Consider the following 22,085-nt stretch of genomic DNA (forward strand, 5'->3'; position numbering starts at 1 on the left):
CTATAAATAAAAACTAAATAACTTATGAAAGAAGCTAAAGTAGAAAATATTGACTTTGGTAATGCATTATCAGAGCGTTATCTTGCTTATGCGTTATCAACAATTATGTCACGTTCGCTTCCTGACGTACGTGACGGACTCAAGCCTGTACATCGTAGGTTATTATACGCAATGCTACAGTTAAGGCTTGAGCCGAATTCCGGCTATAAGAAATGTGCGAGGGTGGTCGGTGACGTAATAGGTAAATACCACCCGCACGGTGATGTGGCAGTGTATGATACCTTGGTACGCCTTGCTCAGCATTTTTCGTTGCGTTATCCTTTAATTGATGGGCAGGGTAATTTCGGCTCTATCGACGGTGATAATGCAGCAGCTATGCGTTATACCGAATCACGTATGACGGACATATGTACGTTATTAATGGAGGACATCGATAAAGATACGGTAGATTTTCGCCCTACTTATGATGGTTCCGATTTAGAACCGGTAATAATGCCGGCAAGTTTTCCGAATTTACTAGCTAATGGTTCTGAAGGGATAGCAGTCGGTATGGCAACCAATATACCGCCGCATAATTTACATGAGCTTTGTGATGCTCTAATACATTTAATCAACCATCCGAAAGCTGAAATTAACGATATAATAAACTTTGTCAAAGGTCCTGATTTCCCGACCGGCGGCATAATTATTGATAAAGCTGAAGTTATTAATGCTGCATATACTACTGGACGCGGTAGTCTTAGAGTAAGAAGCAGATGGGAAAAAGAGGAGCTAAGTTACGGTACATATCAGATAGTCGTAACCGAGATACCTTATCAGGTTCAGAAATCAAAACTTATAGAACAAATAGCAATATTACTAAAGGATAAAAAAATTCCCCTTGTTAGCAATATTAGAGATGAATCAACAGACATTATAAGGTTGGTTATAGAGCCGAGAGATCGGGGATGTGATCCGCAAATAGTTATGGAATCTCTATTCAAGCTAACGAATTTAGAAAGCCGCATTCAGTTAAATATGAATGTGATCGGCAGTAATAACGTGCCGAGAGTAATGAATATTTTAGAGATTTTACAAGAGTTTCTATATCATAGACAAAATATTGTTACTCGCAGATCAACTTATCTTTTAAACAAAATCAAGCATCGTTTAGAAATTCTAAAAGGGCTTAGGATAGCTTATCTAAATCTTGATGAGATAATTAAAATTATTCGTGAAGAAGATGAGCCAAAAGCGATAATGATGGAGCGGTTTAAACTAACCGAAATACAAGTAGAAGCGATATTAAATACCCGTCTTCGCTCGCTTCGTAAGCTTGAAGAGCAGGAAATTATTAATGAGCATAGTAATTTGCAGAAGCAACAAGCTATATTAGAAGAAATTCTAAATAATCCTAAAGAACTATGGAAAATAGTTAAAAAAGAAATCAAAACAGTACAAACGAAATTTGGATTAAATACGGTAATAGGAGCAAGGCGTACAAGCTTTGAGGAAGTAACGCTTACGAATCAAGTAGTTGATATAACGGCTTTCATTACTAAAGAGCCGATTACTATTATCTGCTCAAAAATGGGGTGGGTGCGTTCGTTAAAAGGTCATAACACCGATTTATCGACTATCAAATATAAAGAAGGTGATGCAGAAAAATTTATTTTAGAAGCTTACACGACTGATAAAATATTAATAGTTAGTTCAGAAGGCAGATTTTTTACTTTGCTTGCCGATAATATTTCCAAAGGTAAAGGAACAGGGGAATCTATAAAACTACTTGTGGATATAGGTAATAACGATATTACGAATATTTTAGTCTATAAACCTGATCAGCTTTTATTACTTGCAAGTAGTGTAGGTAAGGGGTTTTTAGTTAATTCAAATGAAGTAATGGCTCAAACAAAAACAGGAAAGCAAATTATGAATGTACCGGATGGTCATGTGTGTATAGCTTGTTTACCTGTAAACGGTGATAGTATTGCTTGTATCGGTGAAAGTCGTAAATTACTGGTATTTAATATAGATGAAATACCTGAAATGAAAAAAGGGCAAGGTGTAACGCTGCAAAAATTTAAGAATGCTAAGCTTCTAGATATTAAAATATTCAATAAAGAAGACGGCTTAGGTTGGAATAACAATGGAAAAGTAAAACTTGAGAAAAACATTGTTGCATTTTTAGGCAAAAGAGGTAGTACCGGTAAATTACCTCCTATGGGCTTCCCAAAAAATAATAGATTTTCATCATATTAATATAGGAGGGAAAAGATTTTCATTGTCCTCTGATGCTGGTTTTCGATGTTCTGAGTTACATATCTTTAGAGAATTATCCTGTTGCATATTAAAAAACTTCAATGCTGTCTCAAAATCCCTGTCTTTTGTATAGACTTTCTGAATATTTAAAGCATGTAATATTGTAAATATTTTTTAAGTTGGAACTAGAAACAAAATTATAGGCATCTTTAAATAATAATTTAGAAGCGGTTGCATATCTTGTAACTGCTTTTAATCCATTTACAAAGGAATATCCTGAGCTTGTAAATTGAGCATGATTCATAGTGTTACTCCTGTTTTAAAATAATAAAAATCATATATCACATGATTACCATATATTGTGGTTGCCAATATATGGTAATCAGAGAAAATCAATATCTAAAAATAAAAAAAGTAAAATATATAATTTTATTTAATCAAAAGGCAGTATAGCATAAATTTTTCAAGGTTTGGGCCGGTACTTGAAGTACAAAAGCTAAACATAATTTGACAAGAATTAGAGTACTGTAAGCTAATAGAATGGTTTAAAGATTTAACAGAAAAGAAAACAAGATTATTACAACGACGGAACTATAAAGTTTATTGATAGTTCAATTAAAAAAAATATAATAATCAAGGCATAAGATTACTCTAAGCCTTGATTATAATAGTGATGGCAATTAATTTGTAAATAATTAAAACTTAAGTTTTGTACCTATAAGGCCAACAGTACCTCGTGTTGTTTTACTAGGTGCTTCAGGGTAATATACAGGTTTACCTTTAGCTTGGAAATGAGAAATTTCAGCATATGGTAATAAACCAGGCATGATCTTATATTCAGTAGCGAGGCTTACAGCATCAACGGTGTTTTTATATCTTGAAGTTTTAAGATATTCAAGACTTGTTTTTATAGGTCCTTGTCCATAAGCAACTGCTCCATTGTAATAATAGGTATCACGACCGACTTTATAATATTCCTTAGCGGTTAAGCTTTTACCTAAATTACCGTAAGAGGCACCACAAGAGAAATTACCGTAAGTAAATACAGCTCCAAGATTATATGCTTTTAAATTAGAAAGTTTATAGGTATTAAGCACTTGAATTGTAGTTCCGTCCATTTTAGCATGAATAAGACGACGAGCAGGTTTACCGTATTCTCCGGTGACAGATAGTTTTAAGTCTGCATCTTCGCTAATTTCATGTTCATAAGTTAAGCCGGCAGAAAAAGCATCCCTAATATTCTGATTAATAGTCATGGTTTCGTTATTCTCTAATTTAACCGTCTTTATTCCAGTTTTAGAAACACTAACTCCGTTTCTGCCTGAGCTTGCAAGCGTTAAATTATTTATATCTCTATTACCGCCTGTATTAGCAGTATCGGGAGTATAAGAAACTCCGGCTTGGAAGCCTTTCATTTTAGGCGTGAAAAAATTCAATCTTCTAGCTCTCTCAGCTTTATCATTGATTTGATCAAAAGAATTAGAGTATGACTCAAGATAAAAGCTAGCATTAGTATCAAAATCCGATTTTAAACCATTATATCGCATATATTGACCATCAAGTAGAGCATATCTAGACCATCCTCCGGTACCTGCAGTTACTTGACTACCGGTAATACGCAACTTAGCGCTTGCATCAGCAGGAGAGCCTAGTTCTACTTTACCGTAACTAGTTTCAATAAATATATGTGATCCATTATAACTTGTAGAGGTTTTTGCTCTTGTAGTAGGCTGAAGCACTATTTTAGCACCTGCTATTACATCATTGATAGTTTTAGCAATAGTGGCCGCAAACGCTGCTTCCGTGTAAAACCCTAGCTTTTTCCTGTTATCAGTTACATTTTTATCAAATAAAATTAAATGATCCTGTTTAATATAACCGTTTTCAAATAAATAGAATCCTTCTAATTTTATTTCAGTATCAGAATTAGAAATAACAGGTGTTGGATTTTCTTCGGCAAGACCAGCCGATGCAAGGCAAATAATACTTGCAGCTAATAATAATTTTTTCACTTTAATAAAGCTCCTATAAATTTAAATAAATATTTACTATACAAAGTAAATTTTTAGTATTAATAAATATAAATCAACCATATTATAATATAATAATACTTTTCAGAATTGACAATAAAAAACTATTTTAATTTGTAATAATTTAATTTTAAGTATATAATGTTGTATTATTATCACTATCATTATTCAAGTAGTCTCAGACTTATAGTTTTAAAGAAAAATTTTGTATTGTAAATAATTATGAGTTATAATCATTAGTTTATTAATTAAATCAAGTTTTGATTATGGCTATAATGTCAGATAAGTGGATAAAAGAAGCTGTTATAAATCACAGTATGATAAGGCCCTTTGCGGAAAAGCAGGTAAGAGTGCATAATAAAGAAAAGATTATTTCTTACGGCTTATCTTCTTACGGCTATGATGCTAGAGTATCTAATGAATTTAAAATATTCACCAATATAAATTCTACTACGGTTGATCCAAAAAATTTCAGTGAATATAATTTAGTTGATAGAGAAGTAGATGTGTGTATTATCCCACCTAATAGTTTTGCCCTTGGCAGAACTATAGAATATTTTAAAATACCGCGTGATGTATTAGTTATTTGTGTCGGCAAGTCTACTTATGCAAGATGCGGTATAATAGTAAATGTGACTCCGTTAGAACCGGAGTGGGAAGGACATGTAACTTTAGAGTTTTCTAATACTACTCCATTACCTGCTAAAATATATGCAAATGAAGGAGCTTGTCAGTTTTTATTTTTAAAGAGTGATCAAATTTGTGATACTTCATATGCCGATCGCCAAGGAAAATATATGAAACAAGTAGGCGTAACTTTACCGCTAACATAACTTTTTTATGTAGAAAATTATATTAAATTTTTAATAAGGATTTTTATGAGTACAATAAACACCGATACTAATGAGACAATGCCGCATATTTCCGTTAATGCACAATATATAAAAGATTTATCTCTTGAGAACCCTTCTGCCCCGTCTTCTCTTGCGGCTTTGGATCAACGCCCTCAAATTGATTTATCTCTAGATATAAATATTACTAATTTATCGGAAGAAAATTTCTATGAAGTAGAGTTAAATATCGAGGCAATTGCAAGAAATGAGAAATATAAATTATTTCAGATAGAATTAAAATATGCTGGAGTATTTAATTTAATTAATATTGATTCTGAACAACATCCGGTTTTATTATCCGTTCATTGTCCGGCAATGATATTTCCATTTGCCAGAAAAATTATAGCTAGCTGTACTCAAGATGCAGGATTCCAGCCTTTAATGATTGATCCTATAGATTTTGGTGCCTTATATCATAAGAAAATGTCAGAGCATCAAAACTAAGAAAATCATTTAATTATTTAATAAATTTCATTTTAAACGCCATGGTTTTTAAACCACAGATAGAGCTTAATAGTAAAAATTTTATCAATTTGATTAAATATTCTTTACTTATGTTATTAATGAATGTATAAAGCACTAGATAAAAAATTATAATTTAGTTAACAATAATTAACTGTAATTAAATTATAGCACAATATAAAAATTGAATTTTATGGAGAAAAATAATGAGAGTTTTGTTAATTGAAGGCGAGCCGGAAATGGCTAACTTAATTGAACTAACTTTAGCTTCAGAAGGGATAGTTTGCGATAAAGCTTCAGTTGGTGTAGAAGGTTTAAGACTTGGTAAAGTTGGTGGTTATGATCTAGTAATCTTAGACCTTATGTTACCGGATATTAATGGTTTTGAGATATTACTAAGATTGCGTGCTGCAAAAATAAAAACCCCAATCTTAATTTTATCTAGCTTAATGGATACGTATCAAAAGATTACTGGTTTCTCTTCCGGAGCCGATGATTATCTAACCAAGCCGTTTGTAAGAGAGGAATTAATTGCTAGAATTAAAGCTATAGTTAGACGTTCTAAAGGTCATGCAGCATCAGTATTTAGGTTTGATAAGGTTAGCGTAAACCTAGATACTAGAAGTGTAGAAGTTGACGGCAAAAAAGTACATTTGACGAACAAAGAATATGCTATTTTAGAGCTATTAATACTCCGAAGAGGAACTATCTTAACTAAAGAAATGTTCTTAAATCACTTATATAGTAGTGTTGATGAACCAGAAATGAAAATTATTGACGTATTTATTTGTAAACTTCGTAAAAAGTTAAGTGATGCTGCCGGTGGTAGAGATTATATCGATACAGTATGGGGACGTGGTTATATGCTAAAAGAATATGATGAGTTACAACAAAAAGAAATTTTAGCACAAGGAGCATAATTAATGCCTTTATCTACTTCTTTACTTGGTAAAAAAAGTACTTATAAAGATAGTTATGATGTAACTTTATTATTTAAAATTCCACGTATAAATAATCGAAACGAACTTGGAATAAATAGTAATAATCTTCCGTTTTATGGTGTAGATGTTTGGAATACATATGAACTATCTTGTCTTAATAAGAACGGTAAGCCATGGGTTGGAGTAGGCACTTTTTATATACCGACGGATTCTGAAAATATAGTAGAATCAAAATCATTTAAATTATATCTAAATTCTTTTAATAACTTTGTTGTTGAATCAGTAAAAGAACTAGAAAGAATTATCTTGCAGGATCTAAGTAATGTTACACACGCTAAAGTAACAGGACGTATATTTCCTATAAATACAAAAGTAGAATTTGGTGTTCCAAGCGGTAAAAATATCGATGATTTAGATATAGTATGCAATAATTACGGTGCACCCGATAATAGTTTAATTGAGTATGAAGATGTTTTGGTAGAAGAAGAGATTAATTCTAATTTACTCAAATCAAATTGCCTAGTAACCGGTCAACCGGATTGGGGTACAATCGTTATAAAATATAAAGGAAAAAAGTTAAAATATGATTCTTTTCTGAAATATTTAATATCTTTTAGAAATTGTAATGAGTTTGCAGAGCAGTGTGCTGAGCGTATTTTTACAGATATTAAAAATGCTATAAGTCCTGATTTTCTTTCTATTTATATAGTATATGCTAGGCGTGGAGGCATTGATATTTGTCCCTATCGTTCTACCGATAAAAGTTATACTTTACCTAGCGATAAACGATTTATTAGGCAATAATCACTTTTCTAATCCATAAAAAAATCAGTTTGTGCGAAAAGTATTGTCAGTGTGGATTGAAAAACGCATCCGTTGTCATTCCGTGGCTTGACACAGTGGATTTTACCGGTCTATCCAGCAATGTTCTGACTATACAGGAATGACATAAACGAGCCACGCAATAACGCTGATCAAGGCGGGGTAACAATCAAAAATAATTCACGTAAGTAAGCTTTTCGCAGGATAGCAGTTAGTATAATTTTATGATTCTTTTGTAGGATTTTGTGGAGGCTTTAGGCTTTCTACTATTTTATTTAGGTCTATTTGACTACAGATCCCCAGTAATACGGGATCACGAGGACGAATAGAATTCATATTCCAATGGCTACGGGTTCTAATAGCATCTATAGTAATTTTAGTAGTACCTATTAATTTAATTATTTGATGGTCTTGGATGTTCGGATAATTAGACAATAACCAATATATAGCATCCGGTTTATCTTGACGTCTTGCTATAGGAGTGTATTTAGCACGTTTTTTTTTCTGATTTTTCATCAATTCATAAGCAGGGCTATATGAAATTTGTAAATTAGCATTAGGATCTTTACTGCAACGCTCAATTTCCTCTAAAGTTAACTGACCGTTTGCAATTGGATTTAAACCTTTTATAGATTGTGCTACTTCACCGTCAGCCATACCTTTTATTTCAAATTCATGAATACCGCAAAAATCGGCAATTTGTTTAAAAGTTAAAGAAGTATTTTCAATTAACCATATAGCCGTGGCTTTTGGCAGAAGCGGTAATGTTTTTTGCGAATTCATGATAATTGTTTTTTGGCTTAATTTAAGAAATTATAACAAATAGAGTTATTTAAGTCAATCTTCATTTAGAAACTTAACTATCTCCTCCACTACTTTCTTAGCATCGCCGAATAACATAAAAGTATTATCGTGATAAAATAGCGCATTTTTTATACCTGCATATCCTGATGCCATAGAACGTTTAATAAACAAAATCGTACGTGCTTTTTCGACATCGAGTATCGGCATACCGTAAATTGGACTGTTCGGATCATTTTTAGCAGCAGGATTAGTTACGTCATTTGCACCAATCACAAGCACTACGTCAGTGGTAGCGAAATCTCTATTAATTTCTTCAAGCTCAAGTACTTTCTCATAATCTATATTAGCTTCTGCAAGTAAAACATTCATATGCCCCGGCATTCTACCTGCTACCGGATGTACGGCAAAACGTACATTAATATCTGAACGTTCTAATATATCAACCATCTCTTTTATGATATGCTGAGATTGGGCTACTGCCATACCGTAACCGGGAACAATTATCACCGATGATGTATTAAGTAGTAAATATGCCGCATCTTCAGGGCAGCTTGTTTTTGCTATTTTATCGTCGTCTATATCCTTGTTAATTCCAGTAGGTGCAGGCAAAAACGCCCCAAAAATAACCTTAATTAATGAGCGATTCATCGCTTTGCACATTATATAGCTAAGTATAGCTCCGCTACTACCGACTAATGCTCCAGTAATAATAAGTAGGCTATTGCTAAGCGTAAAGCCTATACCTGCTGCCGCAAAACCTGAATAAGAATTTAGCATTGAGACTATAACAGGCATATCTGCACTGCCTACCGGTATTATTAGTAATACTCCGATTAACAGTGATAAAAAGACTATTAGATTAAATAAAAATATATTCTCTGAACGAATAAACGATATTACTAGAATAACCAATATTATTGCCGTTAATAAGCATATATATTGCTGACCGTAGAATTTTAACGGGCTACTTTTCATTAAGCCTTGTAGTTTTAGAAAAGCTATAATCGAACCGCTAAAAGTTAAAGCACCGATAGATACGCCTACTGATATTTCTATTAATGCATTAATCGGTAAACTTCCTGCTATTCCTATAGAAAAATTTTCAGGAGCAAGTACTGTAGCATAAGCTACAAATACCGCAGCAAGACCGACAAAAGAGTGAAATCCCGCTACTAATTGAGGCATTGCCGTCATGGAGATTTTAAGTGCGATAATCCCGCCGATTACAGCACCTAATAATATGGTTGCTATAATGGGTAATTTATGAGTAAAACCCGGTAGGAAAAAAGTAACGATGACTGCTATCGCCATCCCCAAAATACCTATGGTACTGCCTAAATGTGCTTGTTTCTGTGAGGATAAGAATTTGAGTGATAGAATAAAGCAAACAGCCGCAACTAAGTATAATAACTGGATAATTTGTAGGGACATAGGTGAATGTATGTTTATATTATTAGCTATTTAGTGTCATACCGCGGCTTGACCACGGTATCCAAAAAAAATAAAAAAACTGGATCCCGCGATATCAAGTCGCGGGATGACAAATACGCTTCAAGAACCATGCAACAAGGCTAAAAAGTAAATCCTATACCTATAGAAACTATTAAAGGATTAAGTTTAACTTTAGAGGTCATGGTTTTATTACCTACTACTAAATTCGGTTTATACTCAAGTTTAGGATTTAAGAAAAATTGTCTTACGTCAATATTGATTAAAGTATCGTCTTTAGCATAAAAATCTACACCTATTTGTCCTACGGCACCGTGTCCGTTTCTAATTTTAAGACCGGTAGCTTTAGTAAGCATATAAGAACCGTGATAACCTATACCTATATATGGTCTTATTCCACCGTAAGGAGCTATATGAAATTGTCCGGTAATTGTTGCAGGAATCATATAAATAGGTTTGTTTTTTCCTAGTTTAACATTATCAACGCCATAATTATGAGCAACGGCTGCAAGGGATGTATATTTAGTGCGTAAAACATTAAAGCCAAGTGATAATTCAGTAGCTAAATAATTATTAAAGAATATAGTAGTGGACGCATCACCTCCATAACCGTTTTTTGCCACTTCTCCTACTGAAACAGGTTGAGGAGAGGTAGGAGTAGGTAATCCTTTTTGCTTAGCACTTGAAACAACACCTCCTAGACGCATCTTGAAAACTAAACTGCCTTCGTTTTCGTAATACGGTGTACTATCATAGTCAGAAGCAGAGTCTACATCATCATACATGCTTTTAGCAAAACTATTAATACTTATGGTGGATACAAACAAAATTATCCCTAATTTTTTCACTATTCTTAACATATAATTATAACCTTTACTTGCTTAAAATTGATTACCGTATTATTATATAAAATTTTTGTTTATATATTTATACCATTGTCATAAAAGATAGAATTCTTTTATGCTAAAAGTCAAGACATTTAAGTAAAATTATAGAAATTATTGGAGCATATTAATGAATGATGCATTAAAAACATATTTAACCGGTATAGGTTGGTTTTTACTTAGTTTAGTAAGTAGTAGTGCCAATGATGTAATATCTAAATATCTTGGGACTCGTTTACATAGCTTTGAAGTAGCTTTTTTCCGCTTCTTTTTCAGTAGCATAGTTTTACTACCTTTTGTTGTTTATTATGGTAAAAATACTTTAAAAACAAGTCGTCCTTTTGTACATATATTAAGAGGGTTATTATTATTTTTCGGTATGACTTCTTGGACTTACGGTCTTACCATAGCTCCCGTTACTACTGCAACAGTCGTAAGTTTTTCTATTCCTTTATTTACTTTAATACTTGCCGTATTTTTTCTGAACGAAAATATTATTTGGCCAAGATGGGTAGTTACCGTAGTAGGATTTATAGGACTTGTTGTTACTCTTAAACCGCATGCCGAGGATTTTAACCCAGAAATTTTGTATTTTGTATTAGCCGCTATTTCATTTGCTATGCTTGATATTATTAATAAAAAATTCGTAATAAAAGAATCGATGATTAGCATGCTATTTTATTCGGCAATAGTAACTGCTATAGTGTCGTTACCTGTAGCATCGCAGTATTGGCTAACTCCTAGTAGTTTTGAATTAGCTTTATTATTTGTACTCGGTAGTAGCGGAAGCTTAATATTATTCTTCCTGCTTAAAGCTTTTTCTATGGTAGATGCAACCGCTACCGCTCCTTATAGATATTTAGAGCTGGTGATTTCGGTAATAGCGGCATATTTCATATTTAACGAATTTCCTGATAAAAGCACACTTCATGGAGCAGTAATAATAATTCCTACCACCTTGTTTATAATATATTCCGAAAAAAAAACTATGAATAGAAAACATGAATCGCAGTAAACTAGTATTTTCAAGCGGTATCGCTAACACTTTTGAATGGTATGATTATGTATTATTCGGTTATTTTGCACCCATAATAGGAACAAAATTTTTTCCAAATGATGATGCTAATACGTCTTTACTGCAGGTTTTTTTAGTATTTGCTATAGGTTATTTTGCAAGACCGTTGGGCGGCATATTTTTTGGTGTTATCGGTGATAGATTTGGACGCAAAGTAGCCTTAACTAGTGCGTTATTTTGCATGTCTGCCCCAACCGTATTAATAGGAATATTACCAACTTACCATACTATCGGTATAACTGCGACTATATTAATGATTTGTGTACGAATTCTACAAGGATTATCAATGGGGGGAGTTTTGACCGGCTCTATTTCCTTTGTTATTGAGCATACTAGCCATAAACACCAAGGCTTCACCGGTAGTATTTCAATGTCTAGTATATGCTCCGGTTTATTGCTTGGTTCTTTTGTTTCTTATATCGTTAAGAATATCCTAACAGCTCCACAATTTGATAGTTTTGGCTGGAGAATACCTTTTTTACTTGGTTTTTTTATTCTTTTTGCAGCATTTTATATTAAAAAAAATACACAAGAAACACCGAATTTTAAAAATCTAAGAGAGCAGAAAAAGATTTTACAATCACCGTTAAAAAAAGTCATTACCAATTATTGGTTTGATATATTAATCTCGCTTTTTATCAATGCTCCCGGTTCGATAATATTCTATCTCACTACAATTTACTTGGTATCGTTTTTAAAAATCAGCCGCAACTTTACTGAAAATGAGGTAAATAGCCTTGCTAGTGTGTGTTACGTGATTATGATAGCCGTAACTTTATTAAGTGGTTATCTATCCGATATTATAGGTCGCAGGAAAATTTTTGTAATTAATCTGATAATAATTATTGTAACAACGCCATTTTTACTTAATAATTTTGAGAATGGGGCCTTCACAAGTGTAATTATCTCACAATTGATACTTGCTATACTTGCTGCTAGCTATATCGGTCCTGAACCGGCATTACAAGCAGAATTGTATCCTACAAATATACGTAATACTGCTCTCTCTATTTCATATAACACTGCTACAAGTATTTTTGGTGGTACTACGCCTTTTGTCTTTGAATATTTACTACACAAAACAGGGCATGTAACCTCAGCAGTTTATTATGTCATATTAAGCTGTATTTTTGCATTGATTGCCTTATTTTTTTACAAAAATAGAAGTTTAGATAAATATGAAAAAAATTACAAAACCTGCAAACCTAGTTGAATTTAATAACAAAATTGTAGTCTTTAAACCTAAGAGTTATTAATATGGCGATGCTTGTGAACATAAAATAACTGAAAAGGGATTAGTCTTTGCCAGTATTTCTGAGGATACATCAATCATTCCAGAACTTTTAAAGAAGTAACTAGTGACGAAGCAATTTCAAGGATAGATCTAGACTTATTCGGTACATGTCATAGAGTTACTACGAGTGTAACGGCTGACCTTCTATAATAAGAAGAAAATGGTTGTTTGGCAATGAGGCTTGTTACTGCAGAAGAGATACCCAAATTACACAAGTTAGTACAAGATAATAAAATGATATTAGCATGCCAAACCAAAGAAAAAACACTAAAGATTTTAAGTGATTATTTACAGAAAGAATTTGGGATGCATGCTAATGAAACTACAGTAGCATCTTATGATGGGATACATATAAGTGGAGCGAATGAAGAGATCGAATAAGAGCTTTTTTGTAAAGAGTAAACGAATTTCCAAAATTTTTCTTGATTTAATGACAAATATGTGGCAAAAAGGGTTTGAAATAATCTTGCTACTATAGCTCAGGGGTAGAGCACTTCATTGGTAATGAAGAGGTCGGGGGTTCGATTCCCCCTAGTAGCACCACCACACATCCTAAGCTTTGTGAGTTTTTAACCTTTCTTGAAAAACTCATATGCTGATTTTAGTCTAGTGTCTGTCAGATACTATTATAGTATTATATTTATTTTAAAAGCTAAGTTGCAAATAATATAAAACTAATGTATGATTTACATTTAAAATACGGTAACGATTATTTTATTATATGATAGACATTCTTCTTTTTGTACATATTACTATTGCAATATTGCTAATTATAGTTATTCTGATGCAGCGTAGTGGATCGGATGGAATTAGTAGTATAAGCGGCGGTAATAATATGGGAGTAGTCAGTGCTAAAACAGTCGGTAATTTTCTTACTAAAAGCACTATAATACTTACAACATTATTTTTAATAAATGCAATAGTACTTGCTAACCTTTCCTCAAAAAAGAAATCTGATTTAGTTTCTAAGATTAATGAAATTGAAGAAAATCAAGCAGAAAATAGTTTACCTATAGCTAAATAGTTACAGCTTTATCTTAGTAATATCTCTCATACTTGTCATTGTCTACCTTTGTTGGTATTGTTGTGTGGATCGGTAAAATCCACTGTGTCACCCCGTGGCTTGACCACGGGGTGACAGATAAAAGTACTGGATTCCTGCTTTTGCGGGAATGACATAACAGGAGTCATGTAACAACACCTATGGATCAATGGCATGACATCAGAGAATTTAGTATAGTTTTCAGAACTCCCAATATATATTATTAGAGTACAGCAATATTTTTGCACCTAAAATAATTTTAGAAATGTCTATAGAATTTAATATAAAAGAAAAAATTTATATCATTTTATGTACGTTTTTTACAGTCCTTATTATAAGTAGGAAACTTAATATAGCAAAAATTTGTTTACCTTAATATTTTTAATTTTTATATTCTTGAATTATCTATAGGAGCAATTTTTTACCCGTTAACTTTTTTATTAACGGATTTAATAGCTGAGTTTTACGGTAAAGAAAGAGCCAATTTTTGTGTAAAGCTTGCTATTATTTTTAATGTAATAGTAGTTTTAATAATAAGTCTCATGGATAAATTGGAAGCTACTAATATCTTTTTTAGTATCAACTTTTGCCTGTTATATAGCTCAACTTGTTGATATTAATATCTATTTATGGATCAGAAATAATTTTAGTATGGCAATTTCTTTATTTATCGATACTTTTATTGTAATTGGTATTATGAGCTTATTTAATATTTTTCCTTTTAACCAATTAGGTCATCTTGTACTTAATAGCTATTCATTTTATTTTTTACTATATTTAGTACTCCAGTATTCTATGCAGGAGTTTGGTTAATAAGTTTATTCATTAAGAAAGGATAAGCTCTTAGGAAAAGCTTATCCTTATTTAAATTTTCTATTGGTGATTTACAAATTGACTTTTAGTTTAATAAGTCCTTGATGGCTTTGATACTTTCTATGCGTATAATAATTATACTCAAGTAGAACATTGATATTTTTTCTACTCATAAGTATATTACTACCAATATTATATCCAAGCTTAGGTTGTTTTAGTGTAATAATTGTTTCTTGTAATGTTTGTCCTTTAAAAGTCGCTTTTGCATTAACTTTTGTATTTTTATTATTGAAGTGATGCTCAATATTACCATACAAACTTGGTGTTAATACTATATTGTTTGTGGTCACTATAGGCTTAAACACTATTTTACCGCCAAGGCTACTTTCAAATAATTGATTTGATTTCTTTTGAATCATGAGATTTTCTATATCTACATTATACTCTTTATAGTTGCTAGCTCTTGAATAATCATATTGAAAACCGATATTAGGAATAAAATGTAAATCGTATTTTGTACGATATTTATAATTTAATAAAGTTTGAAAACTTAAATTATTGTTTTGATATTTTCCAATTATATTATTAATATTTTTAGATCTATTCTTAATATAATTATGACCGTAAGATGTTATAGTCTGCAATGAGAAACCGTTAATTAGTTCTTTTAGACTGTAAATGCTTAAAAGATGACCGTTAACTGTTGTTTTCCCTAGTTTTTTATTATATTTAATTTGGGATTCCAAACGGCTATAAGCTATTCCTATAACATCATGACTATTGATGAATTCAGCATCAGTCCCGATGGTTATGCCGGTTGTACGATTTTGATATTTTGGAATATTCTTCCAAATTCTTTGTTTGTTGATGCCGTATAAGCCGCTAATCCATACCCCTCTGTTTATACTAGTTTCTTCATCACCGGCCCCTATTGCAGCAATCGTTAATCTATCATTTATATTATAGTGAACAGGTTTGTGAAGAGTTGAAGTCGCCTGAACTAATATTGCTACTTTCCCACTAGTATAATCAGATACCTGTTGTCTCTGTGTCACCTCATCTTGTTCTGTAATTGCTTCAGTTTTGAATGACACATCGATAGCTTCATCTTCGCTTTCTAAAACTACATCTTTTTTTAATTCTTCGTCAGTGGTGCTATTGCTTTCTTCTAATTCTTCTTCATCAGTTGCATACCCTGTATCGTCTTCATCACTAGATCTTAATGCTAGAAGTGATTTTTTGTCATCTGATGATTTATCATTTTTGCTATCGTTAGAACTCAATAATCTCGGTGATAAAGCGGTTTTTGAATCAGATTGCTCTGACTTTTTATTGCTATCTTCAGGTTGTGTATCATCCTTTGTTGAGGATTCGTCATTTGTAGCTTCGTTTTCTTGTTTGAATGATTGTAATTTTTCCTGATCTAAACGCCCTACTGTCTTTTCATTATCTAAACGCCCTACTGTCTTTTCATTATCTAAACGTCCTACTGTCTTTTCATTATCTAAACGTCCTACTGTCTTTTCATTGTCACTATTTTCTGATTGAATATCACTACCATATTTTTGTTCTAGTTCAGTAGACTCTGCTAGTATTTGTTGAGTAAATAGAAACAATTCTTGATCTTTTGTTAACTCTAAAAGTTGAGATTTATAAATATTATGTACTTCTTGCCCTATTTCAGTTCTAGGACCTATAAAATCAGGGTTAGCAGTATTAAATGCCTCTTTTACCGCTTCCTCCTCTGGATATTTTGTCAATTGCTGTATATAAATATCATGTATTTTTTGTTCTAGTCTAGTTCTAGAATCTATAAAACCAGAGCCAGCGGAAGTAAACGCCTTCGTTAATTTTTTGTTAAGTATAATATTATCTTCAACATATTTAATAAATTCTTTATCTTTTGTTAATTCCAAAAGTTTAGAAATATAAATATTATGTATTATTTGTCCCATTTCAGTTCTAGGACCTGTAAAGCTAGAGTGCATAGTGTTGACTGCTTCTTCGACTTGTTCAAAATAATCAGTATTTTGATGAGCTTCAGATAAATTTTTTGAATGCTCAAATGCTACTGATTCCACTATAGCTTTTTTCAATAAATCGGCATCGGAGTATGCTGCTTTATATCCTGCTGATTTTTGTCCTGATAAAGTAAATTCTTTATATTTTAAAGCTATATCGGACCTAAAGTGATAAGTTTTTGGAGTTGTTTTTGTTTTAAAAGTAGATGTGGATTTAGTAATCCCTAAACTTGCTAGATAAGCTGATTCCAAATCTTGTGAATTAGGCAGTGGCGGTGGCGGTGGTGGTGGTGGCATGTTTCCGGTATGGATGTATTTTGTAGCTTTTTCTTGCGAGCACTCTTGAAGAGCTTGTAATATTATAGACAGATTTAATTTATTAGAAAGAATTCTTATTTGTTCATTGCTCATGCCTGTAAATGAAGGCAAAGCTAATCTTAATTGATCTAAATTATTATTACCTGTTACTTTGAGAGTAGTAGCTTTTAAAAACTCTTTTAATAATTCGGGGTCTTTTTCCTTTACTATAGCAATAAAATCATGTTGAGGTAAATTTGCTGTAATTAATTCTTCAAATTTTATTGTGCTTAAAATAGCTGTTCTTAAATCATCAAGTTTAGCCTGTGCTTGATCAGAATTAATTGTTTTTCTTAAGTTTGTATCTTCTGTTATTAAAAAAGTAGCTTGTTGTACTATAGTTAATATATTAGGGTTGTTAATTAACTCGTCGACTCTATTGCCAAATATATCTTGATCGAAGTTTTTTGCATTAATATAGGCAAATTCTAATTGTTCAAACGGATTTTGTTTGCCCTGTAACTTTCTAATCAATTCTGATTGATTGAATTTAAGTTTAATAGGTCTCTTTAATTCTTCAGATATTTTACATGACGATAATAAAATACGTTTTACTGCATCATCAGTGTCTTCATTGAAAAGATTTTTAATTATCTCTTCGCTTGTTATTGTTTTCTTACCATTTACGGTTATATCTTTTATATACTGGTCTTGAGCAAGGGTGTTAAAAGCTTCTTTAGCTTTTTCTGCGATTTCAGGGGTTGAAATGCTAAATAAATTTAAAAGAGTTTTCTCGTCAGCTCCTTGGTTGGCGTATGATTCTGTTAATATTTGACGTATAACATTTGTAAGATCAGCTTGTCTTTTTATAAGCTGATCTTGTAAATCATTAGCTTTTGTACCTCCTGTCTCAGTTCTATATTCTGCATATAGTTTGGCATAAGCTGTCTCTGGCGTGCTTCTGACTGTGCTGGTTGTACTAGAAGCTGTAGGTTGAAGTGGTGCTTTTGATTGAACAGTAGTATTGTGAGTAAACTGAATATATAATGAATGTATGTGAGGATATTCTGTTTGTAACTGATTTAAATCAAAATGTTGAGAGTTGCTAATAAAGCCTTGAGAATGTAAGGGTGGTGGTGGTATGCTGCCGTTTAGCGGTAGAGGAGGCGGATTTGGAATACCCCCATTTAGCGGTAAAGGTGGTGGATTCGGAATGTCGCTTTGTGTTTGTTCTAAATTATTTGCATTATTACCTACTGCTAACCCTAAAATTTTATTGGCTTCATTGCTGAGTATGTTACTATCAGATAATATTACTTTAATTACTGAATTTAATGTGTGGTTATTTACTTCTTTTGCTAGTTTAATCATATAGTCTTTAGTTAAACTATCTCTTATTAGCCCTTTATTTTTTAGTTCTATATTTATTTCTTTTACTATTTCTGGTGTTAAAATATAGACGCTGTTTACAATATAGGGTTGCATTCTGTTTTTTAACTCTAATTGCAGAGTTAAAAAGTTTTCTACTGAACTCTTATCTTTACTTGCTGCTATTTTGATAAGATCTAATCGTGCCTTTTCTTCAAATTGACTATTAGATATATTTCGTGTTGCATAGTCTTGAATTATTTCAGCAAATTTAGTTTTGTCTTTAGAAGTACTATTGTTTAGGAATGTTTGTAAAATAGGTCTATTTTTAACTTTAATATTGGTATTGAAATCTAATTGTCCCGTATCATTGGTAAATAATAACCTTTGAATAGTATTATCATTACGATCCTTTAAGATAATCTTTACTGCTTGATTTTTATAACTACTATCTACTTGAAGAAGTAATGCTGCTATAGGATTTGTTTTAATAAGATCTTTAAATTGTTCAATATTTTCTTCTTGTTCTATTAGTTTATTTATATTTTGTTGAGACAGTGTTAAATTACCCTTATTTGCTTTAGCATTAAACTGAGTTTTAAAAGTACTTATAGAATCAAAAAAATATCGTTGTTTCTTGTCTCTACCCGTGGAAATCTGTGAAGATGTTTCTGTATTATGTATACTTTGATTTGACATATACCAAGGGTTGTTTTTGCTTCCGCTCTTTTGTTGAGAGCGTCCGGTAGATGGTTTAGTAGTATCATTGTTGTTTAGAAACTGGTTTGCTTCTATTCCGGCTTTTATTTGGTTTATATAAGAAGTTGCTTTTACTGGCCCTATCTTAAATTCATTCATTAATTCGTCAGCGTTAGGGATAATATTATTATCTATATAGTACGATTTTTTACCAAGCATCATCTGAGTTGCTATTGATGCGATATAGTTTGTTGCCTCACCTTTATCAACACCAAATTTCTGCTCTAGCTCTTTTTCTGTAGGAATATGGCTATCGGCTATATATTGTGGCTTTTCTTTGTCCATAACTTTAAGTCTTATTGACTTAATATAGCCGTCTCTATTATCATCACGAGATATACCAAACTTCTTTTTTAACTCTTTTTCTGTAGGAATATGGCTATCGGCTATATATTGTCCCTTTGCGTTTTCCATAATTTCAGTTCTTATTGAAGCAACAAAAGATTGTGCATCATCTTTATTCATGTTAAGAGCAGTCCTTACTTCTTGCATTTCAGGGATAATATCATTATCAACATAATGTTTGTATTTAATACCTCTGTTTATTGAGCTGATATATAGTTCGATTACTGCTTTTTTGTCTTTTTCTGCACGACGTACCTTTTGATCGTGTTCTACCTTATTGTCTATTTTGCTAGGGTCATAACTTATTCCAAGATTTGTTGCTGCTTCTATATCTGTAGGAACTACACCTTGATTAATATATTCTTGTTTTTTTGTATCAAAATCCTGTTGTTTTACTCTTTCGATGTATAATAAAATTTCAGCTCTTGCTTGTCTTGCTTTATGTCTAGTATTATCTAAAAAACTTGATAAATCTGTTTCCTTATACTTTATTCCTAGATCATTTTGTGCTTGAGTAAAACTAGGAACTAAAGCTGCTTCTTGCCATTTTTTGATTTTTTCATTTGGAGTCAAATCTTTCCAAATATTTTGTTGCTGTGTTGAATTGTGCTTTTCCCATGCCGGGGTTTTACTAACTAAATCTTTAAAGCTTGCCGCTCTAGCACTTGTACTTAAAAAGCTACTAGTCAACAAACATGTTGACATGAAAAAAGTTAAAACATATTTTTTTGAGTGGGACTTTTGTAGATTCATTCAAACCTCGATTAGTTATTATTTTTTATATAAACGAGGCGAATTATATAATTTTTGTTAACTTATGTGAACTATTAATTACTAATTTTTGTTAACCAATAAATTTTTTAGCCAAAATGTGTTTAATATATCACAAGCTAATGTATACTCCGAATTTTAAACTTTTTTCAAAAGGAGTATGTAAACTACTTTTGAAAGAAAGGTACTTCAGTTTTTGGTAAATATAAAATATGCAAATTCAATTTCACTTATATAACACTCTTAGTCGTACTAAAGAGGTTTTTAATCCTCAAGATCAAGCTAACGTAAAAATGTATGTATGTGGACCGACTGTTTATTATAATCCTCATATAGGCAATAGTAGGTCGGGAGTAGTATATGATTTACTTTATCGTATAGTTATAAAAATATTTGGTGAGAAGGCAGTAAAATATGTACGTAACATTACGGATGTTGACGATAAAATTATCGATAGAGCTGCACTACTTGGTGTTACTATTGATGAGTTGACTGATAAAGTTACGAAAGAGTTTCATAAAAATATGGCATATTTAGGTTGTATGCTACCTAGTATTGAGCCGAAAGCTACAAAGCATATTGATGTAATGATCGCAATAATAGAACGCTTAATAGCAAAAGATCACGCATATATTGCTGATAATCATGTTTATTTTGATGTTTTATCAGCGCCAAATTATACGGAATTATCTAACCGAAATTTAGAAGAAATGTTTGAGGGAGTGCATGTAGAAAATAGTAAAACCAAAAAAAATCCACAAGATTTTGTATTATGGAAACCGGCAAAGCAAAATGAATCGGCAAATATGAATTTTGAAAGCCCCTGGGGACTTGGTCGCCCTGGATGGCATATTGAATGTTCAGCCATGAGCTACAAATATTTAGGTGAGAATTTTGATATTCACGGCGGCGGAGCAGATTTAATCTTTCCGCATCATACCAATGAGATTGCTCAAAGTAGATGTGCTTTTCCAAGTTCTACCTATGCTAAATATTGGGTACATAATGGGTTTCTAACGGTTAACGGCGAGAAAATGAGTAAATCTCTTGGTAATTTTATTACTGTAAGGGATTTAATGGATAAACAAATTCAAGGAGAAGTAGTAAGGTTATTTTTATTAAGTAGTCACTATAGGCGTCCTCTTGATTATAATGATAAAGCTATAGAAGATGCTAAGAAAACTTTAGATTATTGGTATAGAGCTATAGAAAATATTAATGTGCAGAAAATAGATTTACCTCATGATTTCATGCAAAGCTTACTTGATGATATGAATACGCCGCTTGCCGTTAAAATCATTAATGACTACGCTAAAGGTGTTTTTATTTCTAAAACTGAAGAAGAAAGGCAGCTTAACGCCTCTGCTATTATTACTTGTGCTAATTTTATTGGTTTAATGAATAAGACTCCACACGAGTGGTTTAATAGCGGTGTGGATGAACTCTATGTAAATGAGCTTGTAAATAAGCGTTTGGAAGCAAAAAAACAAAAAAATTGGTTATTAGCCGATCAAATTCGTAACCAGTTATTAGAGGAAAAAATAATTCTAGAAGATCGATCTGATGGTACTACTATTTGGCGAAAAGAATAAAAGCTTGTAAATTACGCAATATGCGTATATAATTTATGGGCTTGTAAGTCGTCATTGCGAGGAAATTATGTAATAATTGACGAAGCAATCTCACAGGATATTTGATGAGATTGCCACGCAGTCTACGGCTGCTCGCAATGACGATTATCCAAAACTTAAGCAAAAAATTCACACGTAAGATA

At 32.0% G+C, this 22,085-nt stretch carries 15 protein-coding genes, 1 tRNA gene and 1 pseudogene; 12 read left to right on the top strand and 5 right to left on the bottom strand.

Annotation, left to right across the window (positions count from 1 at the left end):
* Window positions 1–24: 24 nt before the first annotated feature.
* On the top strand, window positions 25–2,241 hold the full coding sequence (gene parC / locus ACSFFC_RS02945) for a DNA topoisomerase IV subunit A (RefSeq protein WP_014410327.1): 2,217 nt from the start codon (window positions 25–27) through the stop codon (window positions 2,239–2,241).
* Window positions 2,242–2,936: 695 nt separating this feature from the next.
* Here the strand turns inward: parC and ACSFFC_RS02950 are convergent.
* On the bottom strand, window positions 2,937–4,253 hold the full coding sequence (locus ACSFFC_RS02950) for a porin (protein WP_014410329.1): 1,317 nt from the start codon (window positions 4,251–4,253) through the stop codon (window positions 2,937–2,939).
* Between the two features lie 284 nt (window positions 4,254–4,537).
* Between ACSFFC_RS02950 and dcd the strand changes: the two genes are divergently transcribed.
* The 4 genes from dcd (at window position 4,538) to queF (ending at window position 7,371) form a co-directional block, all read left to right on the top strand.
* Window positions 4,538–5,104 carry a dCTP deaminase gene (dcd, locus tag ACSFFC_RS02955; protein WP_004996797.1) on the top strand — a complete coding sequence of 189 codons (567 nt, stop codon included), beginning with the start codon at window positions 4,538–4,540 and terminating at the stop codon, window positions 5,102–5,104.
* A gap of 45 nt (window positions 5,105–5,149) precedes the next feature.
* A complete protein-coding gene (secB, locus tag ACSFFC_RS02960) occupies window positions 5,150–5,608 on the top strand; it encodes a protein-export chaperone SecB (RefSeq protein ID WP_004996787.1) in 459 nt (152 codons plus the stop codon).
* Between the two features lie 224 nt (window positions 5,609–5,832).
* Entirely contained in the window at window positions 5,833–6,546 is a 714-nt protein-coding gene (gene ctrA / locus ACSFFC_RS02965; protein ID WP_012719367.1) for a response regulator transcription factor CtrA, read from the top strand.
* Window positions 6,547–6,549: 3 nt separating this feature from the next.
* Window positions 6,550–7,371, top strand: a complete 822-nt coding sequence (gene queF, locus ACSFFC_RS02970) for an NADPH-dependent 7-cyano-7-deazaguanine reductase QueF (RefSeq protein WP_004996784.1) — start codon at window positions 6,550–6,552, stop codon at window positions 7,369–7,371.
* 240 nt (window positions 7,372–7,611) lie between these two features.
* On the opposite strand, the gene ACSFFC_RS02975 is transcribed toward queF, so the two are convergent.
* From ACSFFC_RS02975 to ACSFFC_RS02985, 3 genes are all read right to left on the bottom strand, one after another.
* Entirely contained in the window at window positions 7,612–8,172 is a 561-nt protein-coding gene (locus ACSFFC_RS02975) for a DUF1013 domain-containing protein (protein WP_010976786.1), read from the bottom strand.
* A gap of 54 nt (window positions 8,173–8,226) precedes the next feature.
* The gene (locus tag ACSFFC_RS02980; protein ID WP_014410330.1) at window positions 8,227–9,624 is read right to left on the bottom strand and encodes an NAD(P)(+) transhydrogenase (Re/Si-specific) subunit beta; all 1,398 of its coding nucleotides are present in this window, start codon (window positions 9,622–9,624) and stop codon (window positions 8,227–8,229) included.
* Between the two features lie 140 nt (window positions 9,625–9,764).
* Window positions 9,765–10,502, bottom strand: coding sequence for an OmpW family outer membrane protein (locus tag ACSFFC_RS02985; RefSeq protein WP_014410331.1), 738 nt, complete (start codon window positions 10,500–10,502; stop codon window positions 9,765–9,767).
* A 154-nt stretch (window positions 10,503–10,656) separates the two neighbouring features.
* Here ACSFFC_RS02985 and ACSFFC_RS02990 point away from each other — a divergent pair, with 154 nt between their 5' ends.
* The 6 genes and pseudogenes from ACSFFC_RS02990 to ACSFFC_RS03015 all read left to right on the top strand — a co-directional run bounded on the left by ACSFFC_RS02990 (window position 10,657) and on the right by ACSFFC_RS03015 (window position 14,776).
* Window positions 10,657–11,541, top strand: coding sequence for a DMT family transporter (locus tag ACSFFC_RS02990; protein ID WP_014410332.1), 885 nt, complete (start codon window positions 10,657–10,659; stop codon window positions 11,539–11,541).
* A complete protein-coding gene (locus ACSFFC_RS02995) occupies window positions 11,528–12,814 on the top strand; it encodes an MFS transporter (protein WP_014410333.1) in 1,287 nt (428 codons plus the stop codon). Before ACSFFC_RS02990 ends, ACSFFC_RS02995 begins: the two co-directional genes overlap by 14 nt.
* Before the next feature lie 249 nt (window positions 12,815–13,063).
* Window positions 13,064–13,276 carry a hypothetical protein gene (locus ACSFFC_RS03000; RefSeq protein ID WP_014410334.1) on the top strand — a complete coding sequence of 71 codons (213 nt, stop codon included), beginning with the start codon at window positions 13,064–13,066 and terminating at the stop codon, window positions 13,274–13,276.
* An 87-nt stretch (window positions 13,277–13,363) separates the two neighbouring features.
* Window positions 13,364–13,438, top strand: a tRNA-Thr gene (locus ACSFFC_RS03005).
* A gap of 178 nt (window positions 13,439–13,616) precedes the next feature.
* Window positions 13,617–13,919, top strand: a complete 303-nt coding sequence (secG, locus tag ACSFFC_RS03010) for a preprotein translocase subunit SecG (RefSeq protein WP_004996773.1) — start codon at window positions 13,617–13,619, stop codon at window positions 13,917–13,919.
* A 283-nt stretch (window positions 13,920–14,202) separates the two neighbouring features.
* A pseudogene (locus ACSFFC_RS03015) lies at window positions 14,203–14,776 on the top strand (VUT family protein).
* A gap of 45 nt (window positions 14,777–14,821) precedes the next feature.
* Here ACSFFC_RS03015 and ACSFFC_RS03020 read toward each other — a convergent pair.
* Window positions 14,822–20,293, bottom strand: coding sequence for an autotransporter outer membrane beta-barrel domain-containing protein (locus ACSFFC_RS03020; protein WP_155813482.1), 5,472 nt, complete (start codon window positions 20,291–20,293; stop codon window positions 14,822–14,824).
* Between the two features lie 230 nt (window positions 20,294–20,523).
* Between ACSFFC_RS03020 and cysS the strand changes: the two genes are divergently transcribed.
* On the top strand, window positions 20,524–21,903 hold the full coding sequence (gene cysS, locus ACSFFC_RS03025) for a cysteine--tRNA ligase (RefSeq protein WP_014410337.1): 1,380 nt from the start codon (window positions 20,524–20,526) through the stop codon (window positions 21,901–21,903).
* The last annotated feature ends 182 nt before the right edge of the window (window positions 21,904–22,085 follow it).

Origin of the sequence: Rickettsia parkeri, from assembly GCF_051427245.1 — a bacterium.
Lineage (GTDB): Bacteria > Pseudomonadota > Alphaproteobacteria > Rickettsiales > Rickettsiaceae > Rickettsia > Rickettsia rickettsii.

Excerpts from the sequence above, each read along its gene's own strand:
- ACSFFC_RS03020 (WP_155813482.1), bottom strand. The coding sequence starts at position 20,293 with ATGAATCTACAAAAGTCCCACTCAAAAAAATATGTTTTAACTTTTTTC.
- dcd (WP_004996797.1), top strand. The coding sequence starts at position 4,538 with ATGGCTATAATGTCAGATAAGTGGATAAAAGAAGCTGTTATAAATCAC.
- ACSFFC_RS02975 (WP_010976786.1), bottom strand. The coding sequence starts at position 8,172 with ATGAATTCGCAAAAAACATTACCGCTTCTGCCAAAAGCCACGGCTATA.
- ACSFFC_RS02995 (WP_014410333.1), top strand. The coding sequence starts at position 11,528 with ATGAATCGCAGTAAACTAGTATTTTCAAGCGGTATCGCTAACACTTTT.
- ctrA (WP_012719367.1), top strand. The coding sequence starts at position 5,833 with ATGAGAGTTTTGTTAATTGAAGGCGAGCCGGAAATGGCTAACTTAATT.
- secB (WP_004996787.1), top strand. The coding sequence starts at position 5,150 with ATGAGTACAATAAACACCGATACTAATGAGACAATGCCGCATATTTCC.
- parC (WP_014410327.1), top strand. The coding sequence starts at position 25 with ATGAAAGAAGCTAAAGTAGAAAATATTGACTTTGGTAATGCATTATCA.
- ACSFFC_RS02980 (WP_014410330.1), bottom strand. The coding sequence starts at position 9,624 with ATGTCCCTACAAATTATCCAGTTATTATACTTAGTTGCGGCTGTTTGC.
- queF (WP_004996784.1), top strand. The coding sequence starts at position 6,550 with ATGCCTTTATCTACTTCTTTACTTGGTAAAAAAAGTACTTATAAAGAT.
- cysS (WP_014410337.1), top strand. The coding sequence starts at position 20,524 with ATGCAAATTCAATTTCACTTATATAACACTCTTAGTCGTACTAAAGAG.
- secG (WP_004996773.1), top strand. The coding sequence starts at position 13,617 with ATGATAGACATTCTTCTTTTTGTACATATTACTATTGCAATATTGCTA.
- ACSFFC_RS02990 (WP_014410332.1), top strand. The coding sequence starts at position 10,657 with ATGAATGATGCATTAAAAACATATTTAACCGGTATAGGTTGGTTTTTA.
- ACSFFC_RS02985 (WP_014410331.1), bottom strand. The coding sequence starts at position 10,502 with ATGTTAAGAATAGTGAAAAAATTAGGGATAATTTTGTTTGTATCCACC.